The 21,645-nt window shown below is 62.2% G+C and carries 17 protein-coding genes and 4 pseudogenes; 14 read left to right on the top strand and 7 right to left on the bottom strand.

The annotated features are described in order from the left end of the window. Positions 1-669: 669 nt before the first annotated feature. Positions 670-996 (bottom strand): GcrA family cell cycle regulator, encoded by a 327-nt coding sequence (locus IVA98_RS27350; protein ID WP_247302457.1) that lies wholly within the window; start codon positions 994-996, stop codon positions 670-672. Positions 997-1,553: 557 nt separating this feature from the next. On the opposite strand from IVA98_RS27350, the gene IVA98_RS27345 reads away from it, so the two are divergent. Both IVA98_RS27345 and IVA98_RS27340 read left to right on the top strand, forming a co-directional pair. Further along, positions 1,554-2,792: a cytochrome P450 gene (locus tag IVA98_RS27345; protein WP_247355821.1), complete on the top strand. Its 1,239-nt coding sequence runs from the start codon at positions 1,554-1,556 to the stop codon at positions 2,790-2,792. A gap of 547 nt (positions 2,793-3,339) precedes the next feature. Then, positions 3,340-3,864 (top strand): EAL domain-containing protein, encoded by a 525-nt coding sequence (locus tag IVA98_RS27340; RefSeq protein WP_346657740.1) that lies wholly within the window; start codon positions 3,340-3,342, stop codon positions 3,862-3,864. Between the two features lie 456 nt (positions 3,865-4,320). On the opposite strand, the gene IVA98_RS27335 is transcribed toward IVA98_RS27340, so the two are convergent. The 4 genes from IVA98_RS27335 to fixL all read right to left on the bottom strand — a co-directional run bounded on the left by IVA98_RS27335 (position 4,321) and on the right by fixL (position 7,725). After that, complete coding sequence (locus IVA98_RS27335; protein ID WP_247355813.1) at positions 4,321-5,019, bottom strand: helix-turn-helix domain-containing protein; 699 nt, start codon at positions 5,017-5,019, stop codon at positions 4,321-4,323. A 103-nt stretch (positions 5,020-5,122) separates the two neighbouring features. Further along, positions 5,123-5,542 carry a response regulator gene (locus tag IVA98_RS27330; protein WP_247355812.1) on the bottom strand — a complete coding sequence of 140 codons (420 nt, stop codon included), beginning with the start codon at positions 5,540-5,542 and terminating at the stop codon, positions 5,123-5,125. 44 nt (positions 5,543-5,586) lie between these two features. Beyond that, the gene (gene fixJ, locus IVA98_RS27325) at positions 5,587-6,204 is read right to left on the bottom strand and encodes a response regulator FixJ (RefSeq protein WP_247342243.1); all 618 of its coding nucleotides are present in this window, start codon (positions 6,202-6,204) and stop codon (positions 5,587-5,589) included. A 3-nt stretch (positions 6,205-6,207) separates the two neighbouring features. Continuing rightward, positions 6,208-7,725 (bottom strand): sensor protein FixL, encoded by a 1,518-nt coding sequence (fixL, locus tag IVA98_RS27320; RefSeq protein ID WP_247302472.1) that lies wholly within the window; start codon positions 7,723-7,725, stop codon positions 6,208-6,210. A 188-nt stretch (positions 7,726-7,913) separates the two neighbouring features. On the opposite strand from fixL, the pseudogene IVA98_RS27315 reads away from it, so the two are divergent. From IVA98_RS27315 to ccoS, 10 genes and pseudogenes are all read left to right on the top strand, one after another. Continuing rightward, positions 7,914-8,797: pseudogene (locus IVA98_RS27315) on the top strand (putative universal stress family protein). Next, positions 8,781-9,206 (top strand): CBS domain-containing protein, encoded by a 426-nt coding sequence (locus tag IVA98_RS27310; protein ID WP_247355811.1) that lies wholly within the window; start codon positions 8,781-8,783, stop codon positions 9,204-9,206. Before IVA98_RS27315 ends, IVA98_RS27310 begins: the two are co-directional and overlap by 17 nt. Positions 9,207-9,417: 211 nt before the next feature. Next, positions 9,418-11,067: a cytochrome-c oxidase, cbb3-type subunit I gene (gene ccoN, locus IVA98_RS27305; RefSeq protein ID WP_247355810.1), complete on the top strand. Its 1,650-nt coding sequence runs from the start codon at positions 9,418-9,420 to the stop codon at positions 11,065-11,067. Between the two features lie 10 nt (positions 11,068-11,077). After that, positions 11,078-11,809 (top strand): cytochrome-c oxidase, cbb3-type subunit II, encoded by a 732-nt coding sequence (gene ccoO / locus IVA98_RS27300; protein ID WP_247355809.1) that lies wholly within the window; start codon positions 11,078-11,080, stop codon positions 11,807-11,809. 13 nt (positions 11,810-11,822) lie between these two features. Next, positions 11,823-11,987, top strand: a complete 165-nt coding sequence (locus IVA98_RS27295) for a cbb3-type cytochrome oxidase subunit 3 (protein WP_247302487.1) — start codon at positions 11,823-11,825, stop codon at positions 11,985-11,987. Positions 11,988-11,993: 6 nt separating this feature from the next. Further along, positions 11,994-12,869, top strand: a complete 876-nt coding sequence (gene ccoP, locus IVA98_RS27290) for a cytochrome-c oxidase, cbb3-type subunit III (RefSeq protein WP_247302489.1) — start codon at positions 11,994-11,996, stop codon at positions 12,867-12,869. A gap of 109 nt (positions 12,870-12,978) precedes the next feature. Further along, positions 12,979-14,445: a cytochrome c oxidase accessory protein CcoG gene (gene ccoG / locus IVA98_RS27285; protein ID WP_247355808.1), complete on the top strand. Its 1,467-nt coding sequence runs from the start codon at positions 12,979-12,981 to the stop codon at positions 14,443-14,445. Positions 14,446-14,460: 15 nt separating this feature from the next. Continuing rightward, entirely contained in the window at positions 14,461-14,946 is a 486-nt protein-coding gene (locus IVA98_RS27280; RefSeq protein WP_247278979.1) for a FixH family protein, read from the top strand. Between the two features lie 11 nt (positions 14,947-14,957). After that, a complete protein-coding gene (locus tag IVA98_RS27275) occupies positions 14,958-17,150 on the top strand; it encodes a cation-translocating P-type ATPase (protein WP_247355807.1) in 2,193 nt (730 codons plus the stop codon). Next, positions 17,150-17,317, top strand: coding sequence for a cbb3-type cytochrome oxidase assembly protein CcoS (ccoS, locus tag IVA98_RS27270; RefSeq protein ID WP_247279006.1), 168 nt, complete (start codon positions 17,150-17,152; stop codon positions 17,315-17,317). Before IVA98_RS27275 ends, ccoS begins: the two co-directional genes overlap by 1 nt. Positions 17,318-17,498: 181 nt before the next feature. Here ccoS and IVA98_RS27265 read toward each other — a convergent pair. Continuing rightward, positions 17,499-17,903 (bottom strand): annotated as a pseudogene (locus tag IVA98_RS27265) (Crp/Fnr family transcriptional regulator); the annotation flags it as partial. Between the two features lie 1,041 nt (positions 17,904-18,944). Between IVA98_RS27265 and IVA98_RS27260 the strand changes: the two are divergent. After that, a pseudogene (locus IVA98_RS27260) lies at positions 18,945-19,148 on the top strand (FitA-like ribbon-helix-helix domain-containing protein); the annotation flags it as partial. After that, positions 19,145-19,318, top strand: a pseudogene (locus IVA98_RS27255) (PIN domain-containing protein); the annotation flags it as partial. The pseudogenes IVA98_RS27260 and IVA98_RS27255, both read left to right, overlap by 4 nt. Positions 19,319-19,646: 328 nt before the next feature. Here IVA98_RS27255 and IVA98_RS27250 read toward each other — a convergent pair. Beyond that, a complete protein-coding gene (locus IVA98_RS27250) occupies positions 19,647-21,227 on the bottom strand; it encodes a Fic family protein (protein ID WP_247355806.1) in 1,581 nt (526 codons plus the stop codon). Between the last annotated feature and the right edge of the window lie 418 nt (positions 21,228-21,645).

The following is a 21,645-nucleotide window of genomic DNA, read 5'->3' as shown; positions in this document are numbered from 1 at the left end:
TTCACCAATGCGAGGATCGTCGGTGTCGCGCGGCGCCACGGCTGTTGGCGTGAGTGTGTTCTCGCAGTTGGTATGGAAAAAGTAATGAGCCGGGTAGGCGAGGGAGAAGTGATCGATGCAATTGAACAGCCGTTTCAGACTTGCCACCGGTTTTGCACAGATCGTCAAGGCACCTATGGTGGGTGGTGGTCGTCTTCGCGTGTCTGGGGCACTGCAGGAGTCTATTTTTGACCGACGTCAGACAATATCTCGAGAGCTCGGCGGTCCGTGAAGTTGCTCCAAGGCTGAGCTTGTCACCGACGCCGGGGCGGTACCTGTCGGAGGTTCCATCGGGACAGGCTCACGGTCAAGCGGCTTCACCCGAGCTCGCGTCCTCGTCGGGCATGGCGTGTGCAGAAACTTCCAAACACGGCGCAACCAGGACGTCGGGCCCCGAAGACGCATAGCCGAAAACGAGGCTCAAGAACCAGAACGCATTCTTCTTCTAATTCAGTGCATCCAGCCTCTTGAGATTGGATGACTTGACCTACGATCGAGCCTCCGCCGCGAACATTCTACTCGACGCCACTGTTCGTCCCATAGCCACAAAGCGCGCAAACCAACAAGCAAATCGTCCGGATGGACCAAGTACGGCGCATAGCCCGGGAGATCGCGGCGCGCCTGACAGTTCTACGCGGTATTCCTGACTGCCTCAGCTAGCATCGCGTAAAGCTGCCGCTTGCTCATTTCCTGAGGCTGGCTATCTAGCGCCTTTTGCGACAGCTTCTTTCCGACGCAATCGCGACCAGCCGCCATCGCCGTCGGCCCTCGCTTCGGGGCGGGTCTAATCTTGGGTTTTGCTGTTGGTGGCTTGTGACCTCGAGTGAGGCCCAACCGAGCTAGCCTGCCGCAAACTGCGTTACGACTGCACTCGAGATGACGCGCGATCTGCGCGGCACTCTGTCCCGCGGCCCAGAGCTTTTCCAGCTGTGCCAATTCTCTTTTATTCCAGCGCATGGACGCTACTTTAGTGCCAGTTGTGACGTCAGGTTAGTTTACTCTTCGTCCGGCTCGCGCACGATCGCCGGTTTGGTCTCCTGTTCATTCATTCTACGAAAGCCCGCATCGCGAGTGAAGGAAACGAGTGTCCTTGACAAACCGCGCTCTCTTGTTAGTCCCTACCGTGATTAGGGTCCCATCTGCTCGCGCAATATAAGTAGTCGAGTGGCAACCGGGCGTGCCGCTGGGTGCCATCGCGGCGAGTGCTTGCGCCTGATGTTGACTACCACAAAAGCGAGTTCGCGCGCCTCCCCAATCTTGATAGGGGAGCTTCGCTCGCCTTTCCACTATTCTTTATCGACGGGGGCCGAACCAAGTTCCCAAGTAGCTTCGGCCGTAAGATAATTTCAGAGTTCTGACGATTGTGCGAGCTCTCGCGAAGCCGAGCCATGGACATGCGTCACACATTGTTACTGTAGGGCCCAGCTCGTTGTGTTTCGACCGAGCTTCCATGCGAGTGCAAATAGCGCATGAGCCGAGCTTTCAAAATTGCCGCCAATGTCCGCGAGACAATCATGACAGACTTATCGGCAGAGAACGCTTGCGAGGAGGCTGACATCCCGCTGAGCCGCCTTGATGTAAGCGAGCCCAAGCGCTTTGAAGATGATACCGTTTGGTCTTGTTTCGAGCGGCTGCGAAGGGAAGATCCCGTCCATTATTGCGAAGACAGCCCGTACGGTCCATATTGGTCGATAACGAAATACCGCGACATCGTAGCCGTGGATTCAAATCACACAATATTCTCGTCAGAGCGAAGCGTCACAATTGTGGACCCGCCGCAGAAGTATTGGAGTCCCAGTTTTATTAAGATGAGTCCTCCTGTCCATGCTCAGCAGCGTAAGACTGTCAGTCCGATCGCGGCATCGGAGAACCTGGCGAAGCTTGAAGGCTTGATCCGCTCGCGGGTTCAGAAGATCTTGGACGGTTTGCCGCGCAATTATACCTTCAACTGGGTCGATAGAGTCTCCATCGAGTTGACGACCCAAATGCTGGCCACGCTGTTCGACTTTCCATTTCAAGATCGACGGCTGCTGACCTACTGGTCGGACGTAGCCGCCTTGAGTCCACAAATGGGCCACCAGATCGACAGCTGGGAAAAGCGAAAGGCGGTGCTGTCCGAGTGCTTGGACTATTTCACACGGCTTTGGAGCGAACGGGCAAAATCCGAGCCGCGCGCTGACCTAATCTCTATGATGGCGCATTCACCGGCGACCCGAAACATGGAGCCATGTGAGTTCCTGGGCAACCTCATTCTGCTGATTGTTGGAGGTAACGATACTACGCGCAACTCAATTACCGGTGGCGTCTTGTTCATGAGTCAAAATCCGTCCCAACTGCGAAAACTCCGCGATGATGCTTCGCTAGTGCCGGGGGCGGTATCCGAGATTATACGATACCAAACGCCTATCGCGCATATGCGCCGGACCGCTGTGGACGATTTCACGATAGGGCACAAGCAAATCAGGCGAGGCGATAAAGTTGTGATGTGGTACATCTCTGGCAACCGAGACGACGACGCTATTGCTAGCCCCAACAGCTTCATCATCGATCGAGAACATGTACGGCAACATCTCTCTTTTGGCTTTGGGATTCATCGTTGCATGGGTAGGCATCTTGCAGAGCTGCAGCTGAAAGTCCTGTGGCAGGAGATGCTGAAGCGATCTCTGGAGGTAAAGGTGGTCGGCGAACCGGAGCGAGTTCAATCCAATTTTATGCACGGTTATTCCGCACTGCCGGTGCAGATTCCAGGTTAGTCTCGGTTGCGAGCGACATTCAACACTGGGTTATATCGTGCAGAACCAGTTAGGACCTCGTGGAGACCAGTTGTCTCGGTAAGTTCACCGGGGTTGCCTTGCGGGCTTCTGGGTGTTTTGACGATTGCCGGCAGGGCCACAGCGTCGCTATCCCGCCGAAGACCTTGGCCGGGCGGTTGCGATATTCATCGCGCCACCCCCTGGTGCCACCCCGACGGCCTCGCTTTCTGTGTCCTGGTTGTGCTCCGCCGAGCGGCCCTCTCGCCTTGTTCTGGGCGAAACGCTCGCTCGCGTTCACCTTGGAGGGATGGTGAGCGGATCGGCTCTCTCCGAGAAGCCCCAAGTGGCGGACCGATCCGTAATGGCTTTGTTTCCATGGGCGATCGCCTGCCGGAACTTTCCGCCCCGGTCGCTTGGCTTCAAAAAGCGCGTCCCACCCGACAGTTCTGTCATGCGATATCCCCTCGACATGCCTGAGCGGGCAAGGCCTTTTTGGCGGTAGGCTGATCGCGCTTAAGCGGCGTGAGCGGCGCTCTGAGGCTGTTCGATTGCCCAGATTGACGACCGGGTGCTGATGGAAGCTTGCCGTGAGGCCGCGTCGTGGAACCGACTCTTGAGGATCGCCGTCAACGTCTCGGCCGCGCAATTCCGCAGGGAGAACCTCGATGCGCAAGTCCGAAAGGCGCTGGGCGAAAGCGGGCTGTCGCTGGCCGGCCTCGAGCTCGAGATCACCGAAGGCGTGCTGATCGAGGATGTCTTGCGCGCGAAGAAGACGATGCAATCGCTCAAGAGCCTCGGCATCCTGATCGCGCTGGACGACTTCGGGACCGGGTATTCCTCGTTGTCCTACCATCGAGGCCTTCCCTCTCGACCGGATCAAGATCTATCGGGCATCCGTTGCCTCGCTTGGACAGAACGAGCGATCGTTGGCCATCGTTCGCGCTGTCATCGGCTCGCTCAGGGTCTTGGCGTGCCGGTGCTTGCTGAAGGGATCGAAACGAAGGTCCAAATGTCGCTCCTTGTCCAGGAGGGCTCTGATGAGATGCAAGGCTACTTGATCGGACGCCCGTAGCGTCTTGCGGCGGAAAGTCGGTCCAAGCCGAGGGTCCCATCTGTCGTCCAGTCAGCCTCATAGGGGAGATTGCGGCGGGCTCGACAAAGTTGTCTTCAGGATTCGGCATTGAAGGACCCGGACTGAGATCCAGACCAGCGTCACTGGTGCGAGAGCTGCCAGCAGGCCCAGTACCGCGAAAATCAGGATGATCTAGAGGACGTCAACATCCGCGCCGCATTCGCCTGCGCGCACCGTAACGTCAGGCCGGCTGCTAGGCCACAACCTGATGGGAGAGGTCGAACCGGTTTGGTCGTTTTGGGCTTCAACTCCGCCGCAGCAGTTGGCACACGTTTTGGCAACTCTGATCCTCTTGGCCGGAAACGCAGCCCGCGGCTTGATTGCGGCAAGAAAGGCCCGCCGAAATGCGTTCGGCGGGCCAAGTCGGAGAGGAGAAACGCGGCCGGGTGAAAGCGATCAGGCATCGAGATTGTGCAGGCGCTGGCGGTTGCGCAGTACGATCTGGCGGGCGCCGGAGAAGCCGAGTATGCGCTTTGCGTGAAGCTGCGAGAGCGCGCGCGACACGGTCTCGAGCGTGAGGCCGAGATAGTCGCCGATATCGCGCCGACACATCGGCAGTGCCATCATGCCGGCGACGGCGAGGCGGCGATCCATTTCGAGCAGGAAGGTTGCAACACGCTCCATCGCCGTCTTGCGCCCCAGCAGCAACATGTGATCTTCGGCGTGACGCAGCTCGCCCGCCGTCATGACCCAGAGCTTGCGCGCGACCTGTAGGTCGGTGCTGGCGGACCTTTCGAGGCTGGCTCGCTCCACGAGGCGTACGCTGGTAGCGATAATCGCTTCGGCCGCAAGGCGATGCGTCTGGCCGGGTTCGAGGCCGAACACGTCACCGGGAAGATGGAACGCGCCGATCTGACGGCGGCCGTCGGAGAGCAGCTTGTAGCTGCGCACCGCGCCGGAGACGATCTGATAGACATATTCGGCGGGCTCATCCCCGCCATAGATCTCCTCGTCCTTGCGATAAGAGAACTCGGTGGCAACGAGGCCGGCATGTCCGGCGATCGCGCCGAATTGTTCGGCAACGGAACGCGCGGGAGCGATCTTACCGCCGATTTGGGTCTTAATCGCCTGGGTCTTGAGCGTCTGGGTCAGCATCTGCGCCATCTCCGTTGTGATGGTGCATTGGTACGCGGGATCGCGCGATCCGGAAATTTCGAGCGATATCTTAAGGAGGTTTACCTACGGAGAATCCCGTAGGTCAGTGGCCGCGCCTGTCCTGGATGGCCTGGCGGATGCATTTCGCCAGGTTTTCATCGAGGAGCGGCTTCAAAATCACGTCCGTGATCCCTGCCGCCGCTGCCTTTACCGAGATATTTCCGTCGGGATAGCCGGTGATCAGGATCACGGGCCTGTCGGCGTCGGATTGGCGCAGCCGCCAGGCCAACTCGATGCCATTGATGTCAGGCATCTTGTAGTCGATCACGTAGCAGTCCGCGCCGGGCGGGGTCGTCGCATTGAGCAGCGCCGGAGCGCTCCTGAAGGTCCGCACGGCAAAGCCCTCGGTTTCCAGCAGGAAGCGCAGGGATCCCAGCACAGCGGCATCGTCGTCGACCACGTAGACGGTGGGCTTTGCCGATGCGCCTGGGGGCCGCTGATGGGGCGAGCCGATCTCGATCATGCCTGCGTGGCTACCACAGGCCCGCACACGTGCCTTGACCTGCCTCAATCCTTCAGCATGCCGGCGCGCATCGCCAGCCGGACCAGTTCCGAGAGGCTGTTGGCCTGCATCTTGGTCATCACATTGGCCCGGTAGACCTCGATCGTGCGCGGGCTGATGTCGTATTCGCGGGCGATCAGCTTATTGGAGAGACCTGCGATCAGCCCCTCCATGATCTGGTGCTCGCGCGGGCTCAACGAGGCCACACGGGCGGCCATATCCTGCGCGATAGCCTCGTTCTTGGCGACCGGTTCGGCCCGGCGGATCGCGGCCTCGATCATGGTGACGAGGCGGTCGTCCTCGAACGGCTTTTCCAGGAAGTCGACCGCACCAAGCTTCATCGCTTCGACTGCGAGCGGCACGTCGCCGTGACCGGTCATGATCACGATCGGGAACGGACTGTGCTGCGCCTTCATGCACTTGAGAAGCTCGATTCCGTCAACGCCCGGCATGCGGATGTCCGAGACCACGCAGCCGAAGGCGAGGCCGGGCAGGGCGCCGAGGAAGCCTTGCGCATTGTCGAATAGGGTGACGCCGAAGCCGCAGGAATCCAGCAGGAAGTTCAGCGAGTCCCGCATCGCCTCGTCGTCGTCGATGACGTAGACATGTCCCTTGGTTGTCATGAATCAGTTCTCGTCGGCTGCCGGGAGGGTGAAGCGGAATGTTGCGCCACCCGATGCGTTGCTCTCGGCCCACATGCGGCCGCCGTGAGCCTCGATGATGGAGCGGCTGATGGACAGTCCCACGCCCATGCCGGTCTCCTTGGTGGTGAAGAAGGTCTGAAACAGGTTTGAAATGACGTCGCCCTGGAAGCCGGACCCGCTGTCGGACACCTCCACTTCGATCACATCATCGGCGATGCGGCTGTTGGCAATAACGAGCTCGCGCCGCGGCGACTGCGCCATCGCTTCCAGCGCATTGCGAAACAGATTGACCAGGACTTGCTGGATCTGCACCCGGTCGGCGAGGACGAGATCGGCGTCCGGATCGAGATTGAAGCGGAGCTGCACGTTCTGCTCGCGGGCGCCGGCAAGCCCAAGCGCGCCGGCTTCCTCGATCAGCTTGGACAGGCTCTCGACCCGCTTCTCGGACTCGCCGCGAGACACGAAGTCGCGTAAGCGCCGGATGATCTGGCCGGCGCGCAACGCCTGTTCGGCGGCGCGGTCCAGCGCGCTTTCGATCTTCCGTGTGTTCGGATCGCTGCTGCCGGCGAGCAGCCGTCGCGAGCCCTTCATATAATTGCTGATCGCCGCCAGCGGCTGGTTGAGCTCGTGGGCGAGCGCAGAGGCCATCTCGCCCATCGCGGTCAGCCGCGAGACATGGACGAGCTCGGACTGCAATTCCTGGAGCCGCGCCTGGGTCTGTTGATGCTCGGTGAGGTCGCGGATGAATCCGGTGAAATAAGGCTCGGCGCCCGACTGCATCTCGCCGATCGCCAGATGCATCGGAAAGGTGGTTCCGTCGCGGCGCTTGCCTGTCACGATACGCCCGATGCCAATGATATGCGGATCTCCGGTGGTGCGGTAGCGCGCGATGTAGCCGTCGTGGCGGGTGCAGTCGGGCTCAGGCATCAGGATGCTGACGTTCTGGCCGATGGCCTCCTGCTCGGGCCAGCCGAACAAGCGCTCGGCCGCCGTGCTGAAGAGCTGGATGATGCCGTGGCCGTCGATGACGATCATTGCATCGGGAATGGTCTGGAGGATCGACTGGAGGTGAGTCTCGCGGGTGCGCAGTGCCTCCTCAACCTGTTTCTCCTCGTTGACGTCGAGAAAGATGCCGCTGAGATGGCGGGCGGCACCGGCGTCGTCCCGGATGAGACCTGCCCGGGCGCGAATCCAGCGCCCCAGGCCTGAGGCATTGGCAACTCTGAAGGATACGTCGAAGCCGCCGCCGTGGTCGACGACATGCTCGATCGCGCTCTCCAGGCGCGCGCGGTCCGCGGGACCGAGGCGCGAGAGAAGGAGTTCATAGCTCGCCGGTTGATTCCGTTCGATGCCGAGCAGCATTCTCGCGGTTTCCGACCACTCCAGCTCGCGCATCCTGAGATCGAGATCCCAGGTGCCGACGCCAAAGCCTTCGATCCGGACGCCGAAATGCTCGCCGCGAGCGTCCTCTGGCGGATGCGTTACGCGGCTCAGCGACAAGCTATTGCTCCCATTCTCCCGCGGAGGGGTCCCGTGGCGGCAATTTCGCCCAAGGCCGGACCGGAGGCAAGTTCGGATGTCTGATCGGCGGATTTCTCCCAACTGGGCGCCGAAAATTGATCTACCTCATCCTGCCTTGCGTCGGCGCGGCTAGATTTCCACAGCAACGTACTGCCCGGAGGCTCCCGATGACATATCCGACCGTGGTGGTCAGCCTGGCGGTCGATCAGCCCAACGAGGCACGTCTTCAGGTCGCGGGCGAACTCGCCGAGCGGTTCGAGGCGACCATTGTCGGCGTTGCCGCGGCGCAGTTCGCTCCGCCGCTCTATTTCGCAGATGGCGCCGAGGCCCTAGGCTGATCGATCGGGAGCAGGCTTCCGTCAGGAACGCCTTGCCGAGCTGGAGGCGCAATCCGCGCCGCGACGAAGGCGCGTGGCGGACACTCGGAATGGCGCAGCGCCCTGGATTTTCCCAGGCGGTTTGTCCTGGCGCAGGTGCGGTGCGCCGACATCGTCGTCAGCGGCGGATATAGCCCGCTTTCTCCGATGCCTTTTCGCTTGCAAGCCTGAAGGATCTGGTAATGCAGGCTGGCCGGCCGCTCCTGATGATAACCGACGGAGTCAGCTGGCTCGATGTGCGTAGCGTGCTCATAGTCTGGAAGGACACGCCCGAGGCACGGCGGGCGGTTGTCGATGCATTGCCGAGGCTGCGCAACGCGAAGGACATAACCATCGTCGAGCTTTCGGAATACGCTGGCGACGGCTCGGCCGCGATGGGGCGCGTCACGGACGTTGCCACATGGCTCGCTCGCCACGGCCTCGCTGCGATCGCGCGCATCCCGGAAGCCACGAGAAACCAAACCGCCGCCGCGCAATTAGAGAAGATCGCCTATAACATCGGCGCCGGCTTGATCGTCGCCGGCGCCTACGGTCATTCGCGCTTCCGCGAGCTGATCCTCGGCGGCGCCACGCATCATCTGATGACGCAATCGGCCCGCTGCATGTTCCTGTCGCACCGACGGCCGGCGAACCCAGACCAATCCAGGAGGACGCGCCGTGTACAAGTCTCTTGAACAGACCGTCGGCGGCTACATGACACGCAACGTACGGACGGCTCAGTGCGATCTCGACCTGCTCGAACTCAGCGAGATGTTCGAGCGCGACGATTTCAACTCCTATCCAGTCGAGGATGACGGGCAGGTGGTCGGCATCGTCACCAAATTCGACATCCTGAAGTGTTTCGCCTTCACGCCGAGTCAGATGCTGCCGCGCTATCCCGACCTGATGAGCCGCAAGATCGGCGACGTCATGATGCCCGAGTTCATCTATGTCAGCCCCGACACAACGCTGACGCGCGTGCTCCAGATCATGGTCGAGCATCGCATCAGGAGCATCATCGTGCTCGACGGCGCAAGGAAGCTGGTCGGCATCATCGCCCGCGAGGACGTCATCGCGGCGCTCAAGGCGACGGCGCGGTACTGACGAAGCTGCCTTGATTCCCGCGATTTCAAGCTCCGTGATCTCCCGGAGGCAATGCTTCGCGGTGTGCGCCGTGCCGTGCGCAAGCAATTGATACTACTCCCTGATCCGCATCGGTCTCACGTCAACGGAAATCCAGCTAGCTTGATTTCAATCAATTCCCCGCGAGGGTGAATGTGGTTTCTGGCGACGTGTTCTTTCTGAGAGAATCCGCATGAGCCAGCCCGCCCTCTCCAAATCCATGACGTCAGGTGAAAGCGGCCTGGCTATCGTGTTCGCAGTCACCGCCTTCTTCTGCGTGATCGCCTCGGCCAAGGCGCTCGACGCGCCCTTCGCCTTCCACGCTGCGCTCAGCGCGGCGGCGAGCCTGGCGGCGGTGTTCTGCATAATCAACCGGTACTTCGATCGCCCGGCGGCATTGCCGCCGGCGGAGATCAACGGCCGCCCCAACTACAACATGGGCCCGATCAAGTTTTCCTCCTTCATGGCGATGTTCTGGGGCATCGCGGGCTTCCTCGTCGGCCTGATCATCGCCTCGCAATTGGCCTGGCCGGCGCTGAACTTCGATCTGCCCTGGACCAGCTTCGGCCGTCTGCGTCCTCTGCACACCTCCGCCGTGATCTTCGCCTTCGGCGGCAACGTGCTGATCGCGACGTCCTTCTACGTCGTCCAGAAGAGCTGCCGCGTGCGCTTGGCCGGCGACCTCGCGCCCTGGTTCGTCGTGATCGGCTACAATTTCTTCATCCTGATCGCCGGCACCGGCTATCTGCTCGGCGTCACCCAGTCGAAGGAATATGCCGAGCCGGAATGGTATGCCGACCTCTGGCTGACCATCGTCTGGGTCGCCTATCTGCTGGTCTTCCTTGCCACTATCATCAAGCGCAAGGAACCGCACATCTTCGTCGCAAACTGGTTCTATCTCGCCTTCATCGTGACGATCGCGGTCCTGCATCTCGGCAACAATCCGGCCCTCCCGGTTTCGGTGTTTGGCTCCAAATCCTACGTCGCCTGGGGCGGCATCCAGGACGCCATGTTCCAGTGGTGGTACGGCCACAACGCGGTCGGCTTCTTCCTGACCGCCGGCTTCCTCGCCATCATGTACTACTTCATCCCGAAGCGCGCCGAGCGGCCGATCTATTCCTATCGGCTGTCGATCATCCACTTCTGGGCGCTGATCTTCCTCTACATCTGGGCAGGTCCCCACCATCTGCACTATACGGCGCTGCCGGACTGGACGCAGACGCTGGGCATGACCTTCTCGATCATGCTGTGGATGCCCTCCTGGGGCGGCATGATCAACGGCCTTATGACGCTGTCGGGCGCCTGGGACAAGCTGCGCACCGACCCTGTGCTGCGCATGCTCGTCGTCTCCGTCGCCTTCTACGGCATGTCGACCTTCGAAGGCCCGATGATGTCGATCAAGGTGGTCAACTCGCTCAGCCATTACACCGACTGGACCATCGGCCACGTGCATTCCGGCGCGCTCGGCTGGGTCGGCTTCGTTTCCTTCGGCGCGCTCTACTGCCTGGTACCATGGGCGTGGAATCGCAAGGGGCTCTACAGCCTGAAACTCGTCAACTGGCACTTCTGGATCGCAACCCTCGGCATCGTTCTCTACATCTCGGCGATGTGGGTGTCGGGCATCGTCCAGGGTCTGATGTGGCGCGCCTACACCTCGCTCGGCTTCCTCGAATATTCCTTCATTGAGACGGTCGAGGCGATGCATCCCTTCTACATCATCCGCGCCGCCGGCGGCGGCCTGTTCCTGATCGGCGCGCTGATCATGGCCTACAATCTCTGGATGACGGTTCGCGTCGGCGAAGCGGAAGTCCAGAGGCCCCTCGCTCTTCAGCCGGCGGAATGAGGAGTTTTCCATGTCGTTCTGGACACGCCATCAAGTCTTCGAAAAGAACTCGATCATCCTGATCGTCGGCATCCTGCTCGTGATCGCGATCGGCGGTCTCGTCGAGATCACGCCGCTGTTCTACCTCAAGAGCACGATCGAGGCGGTCGACGGTGTCAGGCCCTATACGCCACTGGAGCTCGCAGGCCGCAACGTCTACGTCCGCGAAGGCTGTTATCTCTGCCACTCGCAGATGATCCGCCCCCTGCGCGACGAGGTCGAGCGCTACGGCCACTTCTCGCTCGCCGCCGAGAGCATGTTCGACCACCCGTTCCAGTGGGGCTCCAAGCGCACCGGTCCCGACCTTGCTCGCGTCGGCGCCAAATATTCCGACGACTGGCACGTCACCCATCTGACCAACCCGCGCGCGATCGTGCCGAAGTCGGTGATGCCGGGCTATCCGTTCCTCAGTCAGACAGAGGTCGATCCCGACATGATCGCCGACCACATGCGTACGCTGAGAACCGTCGGGGTGCCCTACACCGACGATCAGATCGCGAGCGCCGGCGCCGATATGAAGGCCCAGGCCGATCCGAACAGCGGCAGCGATGCCTTCAGCAAGCGCTACGCCAAGGCCGTCGTGCGCAATTTCGACGGCAAGACCGGCACGCCGACCGAGATGGACGCGCTGATCGCATATTTGCAGATGCTCGGCACGCTGGTCGACTTCAAGATCTACAACGAGAAAGCCAATTTTCGCTGAGAAGGCATCAACGATGAAAGCCATCCTGACACTCGACAATCTTGCGTCCGGTCTCGTGACCACGATCTGGACGCCGGTCTTCATCGCGATCTTTCTCGCGATCATCGCCTACGCATTGTGGCCTCGCAACAAGCCCGCTTTCGACGAAGCGGCACACCTGCCGTTGCGGGAGGAGTGAGAGATCATGACCGATCATCATAGCGACATCGATTCCGTCACCGGCAGGTCCACGACCGGGCACGAGTGGGACGGCATCAAGGAGCTCAACACGCCGCTGCCGCGCTGGTGGGTAGTCACCTTCTACCTCACCATCGTCTGGGCGATCGGCTACTGGCTCGTCTATCCGGCCTGGCCGCTGATCTCCAGCAACACCACGGGCATGTTCGGATACTCGTCCCGCGCCGACGTCGCAGTCGAGCTCGCCAATCTCGAGAAGATCCGCGGCGACAAGATGGTGGCGCTCGGCGCGGCCTCACTCGCCGACATCGAAAAGGATCCGGCCTTGCTGGCGCTTGCCCGCGCCAAGGGGAAAACAGTGTTCGGCGACAATTGCGCACCGTGTCACGGCAGCGGCGGCGCCGGCGCGAAAGGCTATCCGAACCTGAACGACGACGACTGGCTGTGGGGCGGCACGCTCGACCAGATCATGCAGACCATCCAGTTCGGCGCGCGTTCCGGTCACGCCAAGGCGCATGAGGGCCAAATGCTCGCCTTCGGCAAGGACGGCGTGCTGAAGGGCGACGAGATCGTCACGGTCGCCAATTACGTGCGGTCGGTATCGGGCTTGTCGACCCGCAAGGGCTACGACGCGGCGAAGGGCGAAAAGATCTTCGCGGAGAATTGCGTCGCCTGCCATGGCGACGGCGGAAAGGGCAACCCCGAGATGGGCGCGCCGAATCTCACCGACAAGATCTGGCTCTATGGCTCGGACGAGGCGAGCCTGATCGAAACCATCAGCCTCGGCCGCGGCGGCGTCATGCCGGCCTGGGAGGGGCGGCTCGATCCGGCCACCATCAAGGCCATGGCGGTCTATGTCCACTCGCTGGGCGGTGGAAAATAGCCCATTGACGGAAGACGGGGGCGAACAAAACGCCCCCGTTTGCGCTGGATCAATGGACGGCGCCGCGTCGGGTCTAGGTTTAATCGCACCTGTCAAAAAGTACCAGGCGATGAACAAGATCGTGAGCCCGAACGAACTCACATCGGACGACGATTACGGGCCGCTCTACGCTGCCCGGAAGAAGGTCTATCCCCAGAGCGTCTCCGGCACGTTCCGCCGGATCAAATGGGGCCTGATGGCGTTCTGCCTCGGCTTCTACTACTTGCTGCCCTTCGTGCGCTGGAACCGCGGTCTCGGCGCCCCCAGCCAGGCGGTGCTGATCGATCTGCCCAACAGCCGCTTCTACTTCTTCTTCATCGAGCTGTGGCCGCAGGAGGTCTACTACTTCACGGGCCTGTTGATCGTCGCCGCGGTGGCGTTGTTCCTGATGAACTCGGTCGGCGGCCGCATCTGGTGCGGCTATCTCTGTCCGCAGACGGTCTGGACCGACCTGTTCTACGCTGTCGAGCGCCTGATCCAAGGCGATCGGCGCGAGCGGATGAAGAAGGACAAATCGTCCGATCCGATGAGGCTCGAGCGCATCTTGGAGATCGTGCTCAAGCATTCGATCTGCCTCCTGATTGCCTGGTGGACCGGCGGCGCCTGGGTGCTCTACTTCAACGACGCGCCGACGCTGGTGAAGGAGCTCGTCACCTTTCAGGCGCCGATGATCGCCTACGCCTGGATCGGCATCCTCACCGCGACGACCAATGTGCTCGCCGGATTCATGCGCGAGCAGGTCTGCGTCTATATGTGCCCCTGGCCGCGGATCCAGGCGGCGCTCACCGACGAATGGGCGCTCAACGTCACCTACCGCTACGATCGCGGCGAGAAGCGTACCTCGGTCAAGAAGGCCGCCGAGCTGCGTGCGCTCGGCGAGCAGGTCGGAGATTGCATCAACTGCTACCAGTGCGTCGCGGTTTGCCCCACCGGCATCGACATCCGCAACGGACCGCAGATGGAATGCATCCAGTGCGGGCTCTGCATCGACGCCTGCGACAACGTGATGGCCAAGATCGGCCGGCCGAAGCGGCTGATCGGCTACGACAACGACATCAACATCCATCGCCGCCAGGAAGGCAAGGCGCCGGTCTACCGCATCGTCCGGCCCCGCACGGTCGCCTACAGCGCGATCATCGCGGGCGTCGGCGGCATCATGATCTACACCCTCGCGACCCGCAGCCTGCTCGACGTCAACGTGCTGCACGACCGCAATCCGGTCGCGGTCAGGCTCAGCGACGGCTCGATCCGCAACGCCTACACGGTCCGGCTGCTGAACAAGAGCGGCTATGACCGCGTCATCGCCATCGACGCCAACGGCCCGGTCAACGCGACCATTCACGTCATCGGCGTCGACTCCGTGACGCCGGACCGGCCGATGATCGTGATCCCCCGCGACTCCACCAGCGAGCTGCGCATGCTCGTGACCGCGCCGGCGCAGAGCAATCCGGAGAAGTCGATTCTCGTCCGCTTCCACGTCACCGATATCGGGCTCGGCGAGGCCGCATCCGCCACCGACAATTTCGTCGCGCCGTAAGTCCAGGAGACACCCATGGCATCCAAGCCGCTCACCGGGACCAAGGTGTTCCTGATGCTGGTCGCCTTCTTCGGCGTCGTGATCGGCGTCAACGTCACCATGATGAAGCTCGCGATCGCGACGCTGCCCGGCACCGACGTCGACAGCCCCTATGCCGCAGGCCTCACTTATGACCGCGAGATCTCGGCGGCGCAGGATCAAGCCGCGCGCAAATGGCAGGTTAACGCTCATATCGAGCGGCGCGCCGATGGCAATGCCGTGCTCCAGGTCGAAGCGCGCGACGCTGCCGGGCAGCCGGTGAGCGGGTTGAGGTTCGGCGGACGCCTGGAGCGGCCGACCGACAAGCGCGCTGATCTCGCCGTCGAGCTCACCGAGGCGGGCATCGGCCTCTATCGCGGCGATGCCGCGTCCCTCGCGCCGGGCCAGTGGGACCTGGTGATCGCGGGTGAGGCGCGGGGGACGCGCGTCTTCCTGTCACGCAACCGCGTGATTCTGAACTGAAGGATTTCGCCATGCAGATCACGCGGGACTTTTCGTACTACGTCCGGACCGCGGGCGAAGGCGTCCAGCACATCGATCTCGCCGTCGACGGCGTTCACTGCGCCGGATGCATGGCCAGGATCGAGCGCGGACTGTCGGCGATTCCCGACGTCACGCTGGCGCGGGTGAACCTCACCGACCGGCGCGTCGCGCTGGAATGGAAGCAGGGCACGCTCGACCCAAGCCGTCTCATCGATCGGCTCGAAGAGCTCGGCTACAAGGCCTACCCTTACGAGACCGCGAGGGCGGAGGCGACTGAAGTTGCCGAATCGCGCTTCCTGCTGCGCTGTCTCGGCGTCGCCGCGTTCGCCACCATGAACGTGATGATGCTGTCGATCCCGGTGTGGTCCGGCAATGTCTCGGACATGTTGCCGGAGCAGCGCGACTTCTTCCACTGGCTGTCGGCGCTGATCGCGCTGCCGGCGGCAGCCTATGCCGGCCAGCCGTTCTTCCGTTCGGCCAGGCGCGCGCTGTCGCACAAGACCACCAACATGGACGTGCCGATCTCGATCGGCGTGTGCCTCGCGCTGGGCATGTCCGTGGTCGAGACCATCCACCACGCCGAGCACGCCTATTTCGACGCGGCGATCATGCTGCTCACGTTTCTTTTGGTCGGCCGCTTCCTCGACCAGAACATGCGGCGGCGGACCCGCGCGGTCGCGGGCAATCTCGCCGCGCTGAAGGCGGAGACCGCGGCGAAGTTCGTCGGCCCCGATGAAATTTCGCAGGTGCCGGTGGCGGCGATTCATCCCGGCGATATCTTGCTGTTGCGGCCCGGCGAGCGCTGCGCGGTCGACGGCACCGTGATCGAGGGGCGCTCCGAGATTGACCAGAGCCTGATCACCGGCGAGACGCTCTATGTCACCGCCGAGCAGGGCACGCCGGTCTATGCGGGATCGATGAACATCTCGGGCACGTTGCGGGTGCGGGTCTCGGCGGCCTCAGAGGCGACGCTGCTCGCGGAGATCTCGCGGCTTCTCGACAATGCGCTCCAGGCCCGCTCGCGCTACATGCGGCTCGCCGACCGCGCCTCGCGGCTCTACGCGCCGGTGGTGCATGCAACTGCGCTCTTCACCATCCTCGGCTGGATCATCGCCGGTGCGGGCTGGCATGATGCGATCGTGACAGGCGTTGCTGTCTTGATCATCACCTGTCCCTGCGCGCTCGGCCTTGCGATTCCCACGGTGCAGACGGTCGCTTCCGGCGCCATGTTCAAATCCGGCGTGCTGCTCAATTCCGGCGACGTCATCGAGCGGCTGGCCGAAGCCGATCATGTCATCTTCGACAAGACCGGCACGCTCACCCTGCCGGATCTAGAGGTGACGAATGCGGCCGACATCCCCGCGGACATGTTCGACCTCGCCGGTCGACTTGCACTGTCGAGCCATCATCCGGTGGCCGCCGCGGTCGCGCAGGCCGCCGTCGCCAAATCGCCGATCGTGGGTGCAATCGAGGAGGCCGGGCAGGGCGTGCGGGTAACGGTCGACGGCGTCGAGATTCGTCTCGGCCGTCCGTCGTTCTGCGGCGCCGATGCCTTGGTCGGCGACGGTGCCGATCTAGATCCGGAAGCCTCCCGCGTGGCTTTCTGCAAGGGGGCCGAAAAATTCATCCTTTCGGTGCGTCAGGGCCTCCGCCCGGATGCGCAAGCCGTGATCGCGGCGCTGAAGGCGCGCAACATCGGCGTCGAAATTCTCTCCGGCGATCGCGAGCCGGCGGTGAGGGCGGCGGCCTATTCTCTCGGCGTTCCCGAGTGGCGCGCCGGCGTCACGCCCGCCGACAAGATCGCGCGGATCGAGGAATTGAAGCGGCGCGGCGCCAAGGTGCTGATGGTCGGCGACGGCATGAACGATGCGCCGTCGCTAGCGGCCGCTCATGTCTCGATGTCGCCGATCTCGGCCGCGCATCTCAGCCAGGCGACCGCCGATCTCATCTTCCTCAGCCGGCCGCTGGCGCCGGTGGTCGCGGCCATCGATTCCGCGCGCAAGGCGCTGCGCCTGATGCGGCAAAACCTCTGGCTCGCGATCGCTTATAATGTCCTGGCGGTGCCGATCGCGATCAGCGGCGTCGTGACGCCCCTGATCGCAGCAGCCGCGATGAGCGGCTCGTCGATCCTGGTCATGCTGAATTCGCTACGGGGGCGTAGCGCGTCGCGGGAGATTGCGTGATGGAAATCCTGGTGATCCTAGTCCCGCTGGCGCTGGCACTCGGAGGTGCAGGCCTCGTCGCCTTCCTCTGGTCACTTCGGAGCGGTCAGTATGACGACTTCGACGGCGCAGCGTGGCGGGCAATTGCCGACGACGAGCCGCCGCAAGAGGCCCCGGCTAAGCCGTAAAGGGGTAGCCTTCCGCACGAGGTGCGGCGGACTTCCAGTGAATGGGAGAGCATCCCTGTCGTCGTTCATAGAGGGTTGACCAGGTTTGTTATGACGGCAGGTTGTGTCACTGCGTGGGGGGCGTTGTTCCCAATCGAAGGCGGCGCAACTGAACGGACCGGCGGCGTGGCGGGAGTCCGACCTCCATGTCCGGCAAATGCTGGCGATTGCGCAGCACGATCTGGCGCGCTCCGGAGAAGCCGAGAAGGCCTTGGGCGTGAAGCTCTGACAGGGCTCGCGAGACCGTCTCCAGGATGAGGCCGAAATAGTCGCCGATGTCACGGTGGCACTCGGACGGCCATCAGGCCGGCGGCCGCGGTGCGGGATGTCCGTCTCGAGCAGGAAGGTCGCGACCCTCCATGGCGTTCTTGCGGCCGAGCAGCAGCATGTGGTCCTCCGCGTGCTTCAGCTCGCCGGCCGTCAGGACCCAGAGCTTGCGCGCGACCTGAATGTCTGTATTGGCCGCCTTGTCCGGGCTCGCCCGGTTTACCAGGCGCACCGTGGTCTTGAGGATCGCTTCGGCCGCGATGCGGTGGGCCCTCGCCGAAGATCTCCTTGTCCTTGCCCGCTTGCGAATTCGCTGGCCACGAGCGCCGGCTGGCCGACCAGCCGCCGAACGCAGCGGATGGCGAGGGCGCGGAGCGCGTCCTGGAAGGCTGCGCTCCGGAAGGCGTGGCGGATAGAGCCGGCCTCCCGAGCGCGTAGGAGCGTATCGCGTGAGCGACCAAGTTCAGCGCGTCTTCGACGATTTTTTACGCGAGCCTTCTGCGGCCGGCAGAAATTCCCGGTAGCCCTTGACGGCAAGGAAGCGGCGCATCTCGGCGAACGTTTCGCGCGGTCGCCTGTGCAGATCTCGACTTCCTGGGCAAGATCTTTCGCCAGCTCCCGGTCCCAGGTGCTCGAGAGCATTTCTTTCACGGAAGGGTCGCGAGAGTTTTGTGGCAGTCATCGTCCTCAACCTCCGAATGGTCATGCGTCGTGAACAGCACCACCGCGATGCCGACCACAGCACGGTCGCGGATATCGTCGCGACGGTGGACAGAACGCTCATTGCCCTGAGAGCGCCCGTTAGGCCCTCCTAGACCAATTGATAAACGCCACTGCAAAAAGGATCCTCCAATTCAAAGTAGACCAGCATTCGGGAGGTTCGTACTCCAACTGGTGGATCCAGTCCGGCCCTGAACCGCCAGGCAGAGCTCGCCATACACATAATTCGACTAGGCGTCGGGCCGCGATTATGCGAGTCTTGCAGCATTTCGAGGCGTGTCGGACCGGAGGGACCCGATGTGCAGATCGTCTCTTTCGGCGTGGTTGGAATTGGGACGGGTAAAGTCCTGGGACACTCAAAGTGGCATGCGCCAGTGAAAGTACGCTCCACGACTGGACCGTGGGTGAGCGTGTAGTCGTTTGCGAAGCGGCTGGACCGCGTCTGAGCGGCAAGCAAGGAGTCGTTCTCGGGTTCGGTGCTACGCGCAGCAGGCTTCGCGTGTTGCTCGACGGTTCCAGAGGGCCGATCACGTTGCATATCACCTTCGTGGACCCGGTCGTGCAGCACGATCGCGCTTGAGAATGGTGCTGCCACAAGGGGAAAGTCCGCGCGGCGCAGCACAATCGCAGCGCGGAAGCGGAAATGCGCGCCATTCTGGAGGCCGCCGTGCGTCCCGAGGGCCGGCTGCGGCTCTGCACCGCCCTTTCGGAGATGAGCCGGAAGATCGGCCTCACCAATGCCGATGTCGAGGCACTTGAATATGGCCGCGACGCGCGTCCCGCTGAGCCGATGCGCTTCGAATGATCCTGCTCGATACCAATGTGGTCTCCGAGGCGATGAAGCCCGAACCGCATCCATCGGTCCGTGATTGGCTCGACGCCCAGGCGGCCGAGACGCTGTTTTTCTCCAGCGTCACCATCGCCGAACTGTTGTTCGGCATCCGCGCGCTGCCGCGCGGGTCGAGAGAAAGAAAGCCCTTGGTCAGCACCTCGACCTTGCAGCCGAGAACGGCCTCCCACCGTCCGTTCTGAGGCTGACAGAGGAATGGCGTGCTGCTGCTGCTCCTGGACATCGGCATGCTGATGCCGCCGAGGATGATGATCGGAATCACGCCGATCGGGATCGGTGCTGGTCAGCTTGATCGCTGATCATCATCATGTGGTAATCCCGATCATGATCGCGCGCGCTCCGAGGTTAGCCCACGGGTGCCGGTTACGGCGGCATCTCGCCGTGCGATGGCTCGCAACTTGCGCGCGCGATTTGGTGACACGGCTTTTGCCGGGCCCGCGTCCGGCGCGATCCTCAACCGAGGTCCGCCAGTGCTTGGAGTTCTCCCGGAAGGCTCTGCCGGGGCGGAGGCGGTTCACGACGACAACAGTCTGCCAGGAATGCGGCGAAGGGACCAACATCACCTTGTACGCTCGCGCTCTCGAGTGCCCGCATGTATTCGTCGCGTCTGCCGACGGGAATGATTGTCCAAGGCAGTCCTCCCGATGCCATCATGACATTCATGAGGAAGCGGCCCGTTCGGCCATTGCCGTCTGGAAGAGGGTGTATGAAGGTGAATACGAACTGTCCGAGCACAGCTCTCACGCGCGGATCCTTCTCCTCCTTCAGGCAATCAAGAAAAGCCTCCATGGCGTCAGGTACCGATTCCCAAGCGACCGGTGTGTGTCCCGAGTTCCTGATGAAAACGAAGTGAGTTCGATAGCCGGCGAGGTTTTCGGGCTTGATGATGCCGGCTTGAACTGAGGGCTGAAAGAGGGCCCGGTACCAGTCGAGGTGCTCCCGATCGGCGATCTCGGCGGCGTCCTCGCCGTTGAGCACGCGGGCGACCGCGCCACGGACCAGCTGGAACGCATCCCAGTAGCCCTTCGCGGCCATTGCATCCCTTTGTTTGCGATCTCCATCGCTGCCGTTGGGATCCCATTTCCCGGTCTTGACCTTCTCGATCAGTTCCTCCGTGACCGAGTAGCCTTCGATAGAAAGCGAGTGGTACGCGTCCGAGGTGTACCGTTCGTCGATCGCGGCCAGATATCCGTCATGATCGTTGATACGCCGCGGCTCAAGCTTGAAATTTGCTAACACCTTTTCGCGCATCTCCGCCCACATGAGACGGATTCGCGTCATGATTGGTGGCGTGGCCCGGCTTGGAAGCTGCATCGGTACCGGCGCCTTGAATGGATCGGCATCTTCCCTGACATCGTGCCCGCCCGCCGTCATCGCGGTGACGATATCGTCGGCGGCCCGCGTGTTACCCAGCAGTCGGTACGCCCCGGCGATGCGCCCCGCCACGGCCGCATGTCCGCCTTCCAGGAGGACTTTTAGGATTGCACTGGCATTCCTCTGCGAACCGAGCAGGGCGATGACGTCGTTCTTCTGCGTCTGCCAGAAAGCTGGCGCGGCAGCGCAGATCGCCTGCGGCGCCGGAAAGGTCTGAACCCCGGCGGTCTCGACCGGGGTCACCGGCAGTTTGGTCGCCTTGTACAGATAGAGGGAGGTGCCATGGAGGAGGGGCTGGGTTTGGTTATTGGCGGTCGGTGCCGCGATCACGACCTGCTTCGGAACGTTAAGATTTTCTGCAAGTAGCGGGATTGAACTTTCTGCCGAGAGGACCCAGTCACTCTTGAAGCGCTCGTTGCAGTAGGCGCGGCAAAACTCCCAGAACGACGAGTACCAGGACGTGCGGTCGCCCAACCGCTCCTCGGGTCGCGGCATCAGCACCCATCCTTTGATGATCTCCTTCAGGAACCCGGCCTCCACCAGCCGTTCGCGGTGGGTGCGCGAAAGTTCGTCGCTCCGGAAGATTCGTCGCTTTCCGCCGTTGCTGAGGGTCTTCAGCTCGGTGAGGGACTGGGCGAGTTTTTCGTGGAGGAAGGGCATGTTCCAGCTCGCGAGGTTCCGATAATTTGATGTCGTGCGAATACAATAGTATAATGCCGTTCAACGTCAATAGTATTATGCTGAGCACCTCACTAAAACTCCGTTGCGTAATTACAATAATTTATTGCAACGGCGCATTTAGACCGAGAAGCCGAGCTGCGCCGTCCGGTGGAAGGCCGACGATACGCGCTTGTCCGGCCGAGAATGTGGCCCGCCGATCGGCAAGAAACCCGGTTATGCCTACGCTCGCCCAGGGCCTCCCAAATATGACCTGAGGATCGAGCTCTCCCAAAGCTTCATCGACGAGTCGTTTGCCGAAAACCCGACCAAATTCTTGGTGCCTGGAGAACCCAATTTTCGCTACCTGAATACCTCAAAGTAATAAAATTTGGCCCGCAGTTGGCGCCGGCCGGAAAAG

It is taken from the genome of Bradyrhizobium sp. 160, from assembly GCF_023073735.1.
Classification (GTDB): domain Bacteria; phylum Pseudomonadota; class Alphaproteobacteria; order Rhizobiales; family Xanthobacteraceae; genus Bradyrhizobium.
Note: the sequence above shows the minus strand (reverse complement) of the source record. Positions and strands in the feature narration are given on the sequence as shown.

Bases quoted from the DNA above. Each gene is read 5' to 3' on its own strand.
- IVA98_RS27350 (WP_247302457.1), bottom strand. From the start codon at position 996: ATGCGCTGGAATAAAAGAGAATTGGCACAGCTGGAAAAGCTCTGGGCC.
- IVA98_RS27345 (WP_247355821.1), top strand. From the start codon at position 1,554: ATGACAGACTTATCGGCAGAGAACGCTTGCGAGGAGGCTGACATCCCG.
- IVA98_RS27335 (WP_247355813.1), bottom strand. From the start codon at position 5,019: ATGCTGACCCAGACGCTCAAGACCCAGGCGATTAAGACCCAAATCGGC.
- IVA98_RS27330 (WP_247355812.1), bottom strand. From the start codon at position 5,542: ATGATCGAGATCGGCTCGCCCCATCAGCGGCCCCCAGGCGCATCGGCA.
- fixJ (WP_247342243.1), bottom strand. From the start codon at position 6,204: ATGACAACCAAGGGACATGTCTACGTCATCGACGACGACGAGGCGATG.
- ccoN (WP_247355810.1), top strand. From the start codon at position 9,418: ATGAGCCAGCCCGCCCTCTCCAAATCCATGACGTCAGGTGAAAGCGGC.
- ccoO (WP_247355809.1), top strand. From the start codon at position 11,078: ATGTCGTTCTGGACACGCCATCAAGTCTTCGAAAAGAACTCGATCATC.
- IVA98_RS27295 (WP_247302487.1), top strand. From the start codon at position 11,823: ATGAAAGCCATCCTGACACTCGACAATCTTGCGTCCGGTCTCGTGACC.
- ccoP (WP_247302489.1), top strand. From the start codon at position 11,994: ATGACCGATCATCATAGCGACATCGATTCCGTCACCGGCAGGTCCACG.
- ccoG (WP_247355808.1), top strand. From the start codon at position 12,979: ATGAACAAGATCGTGAGCCCGAACGAACTCACATCGGACGACGATTAC.
- IVA98_RS27280 (WP_247278979.1), top strand. From the start codon at position 14,461: ATGGCATCCAAGCCGCTCACCGGGACCAAGGTGTTCCTGATGCTGGTC.
- IVA98_RS27275 (WP_247355807.1), top strand. From the start codon at position 14,958: ATGCAGATCACGCGGGACTTTTCGTACTACGTCCGGACCGCGGGCGAA.
- ccoS (WP_247279006.1), top strand. From the start codon at position 17,150: ATGGAAATCCTGGTGATCCTAGTCCCGCTGGCGCTGGCACTCGGAGGT.
- IVA98_RS27250 (WP_247355806.1), bottom strand. From the start codon at position 21,227: ATGCCCTTCCTCCACGAAAAACTCGCCCAGTCCCTCACCGAGCTGAAG.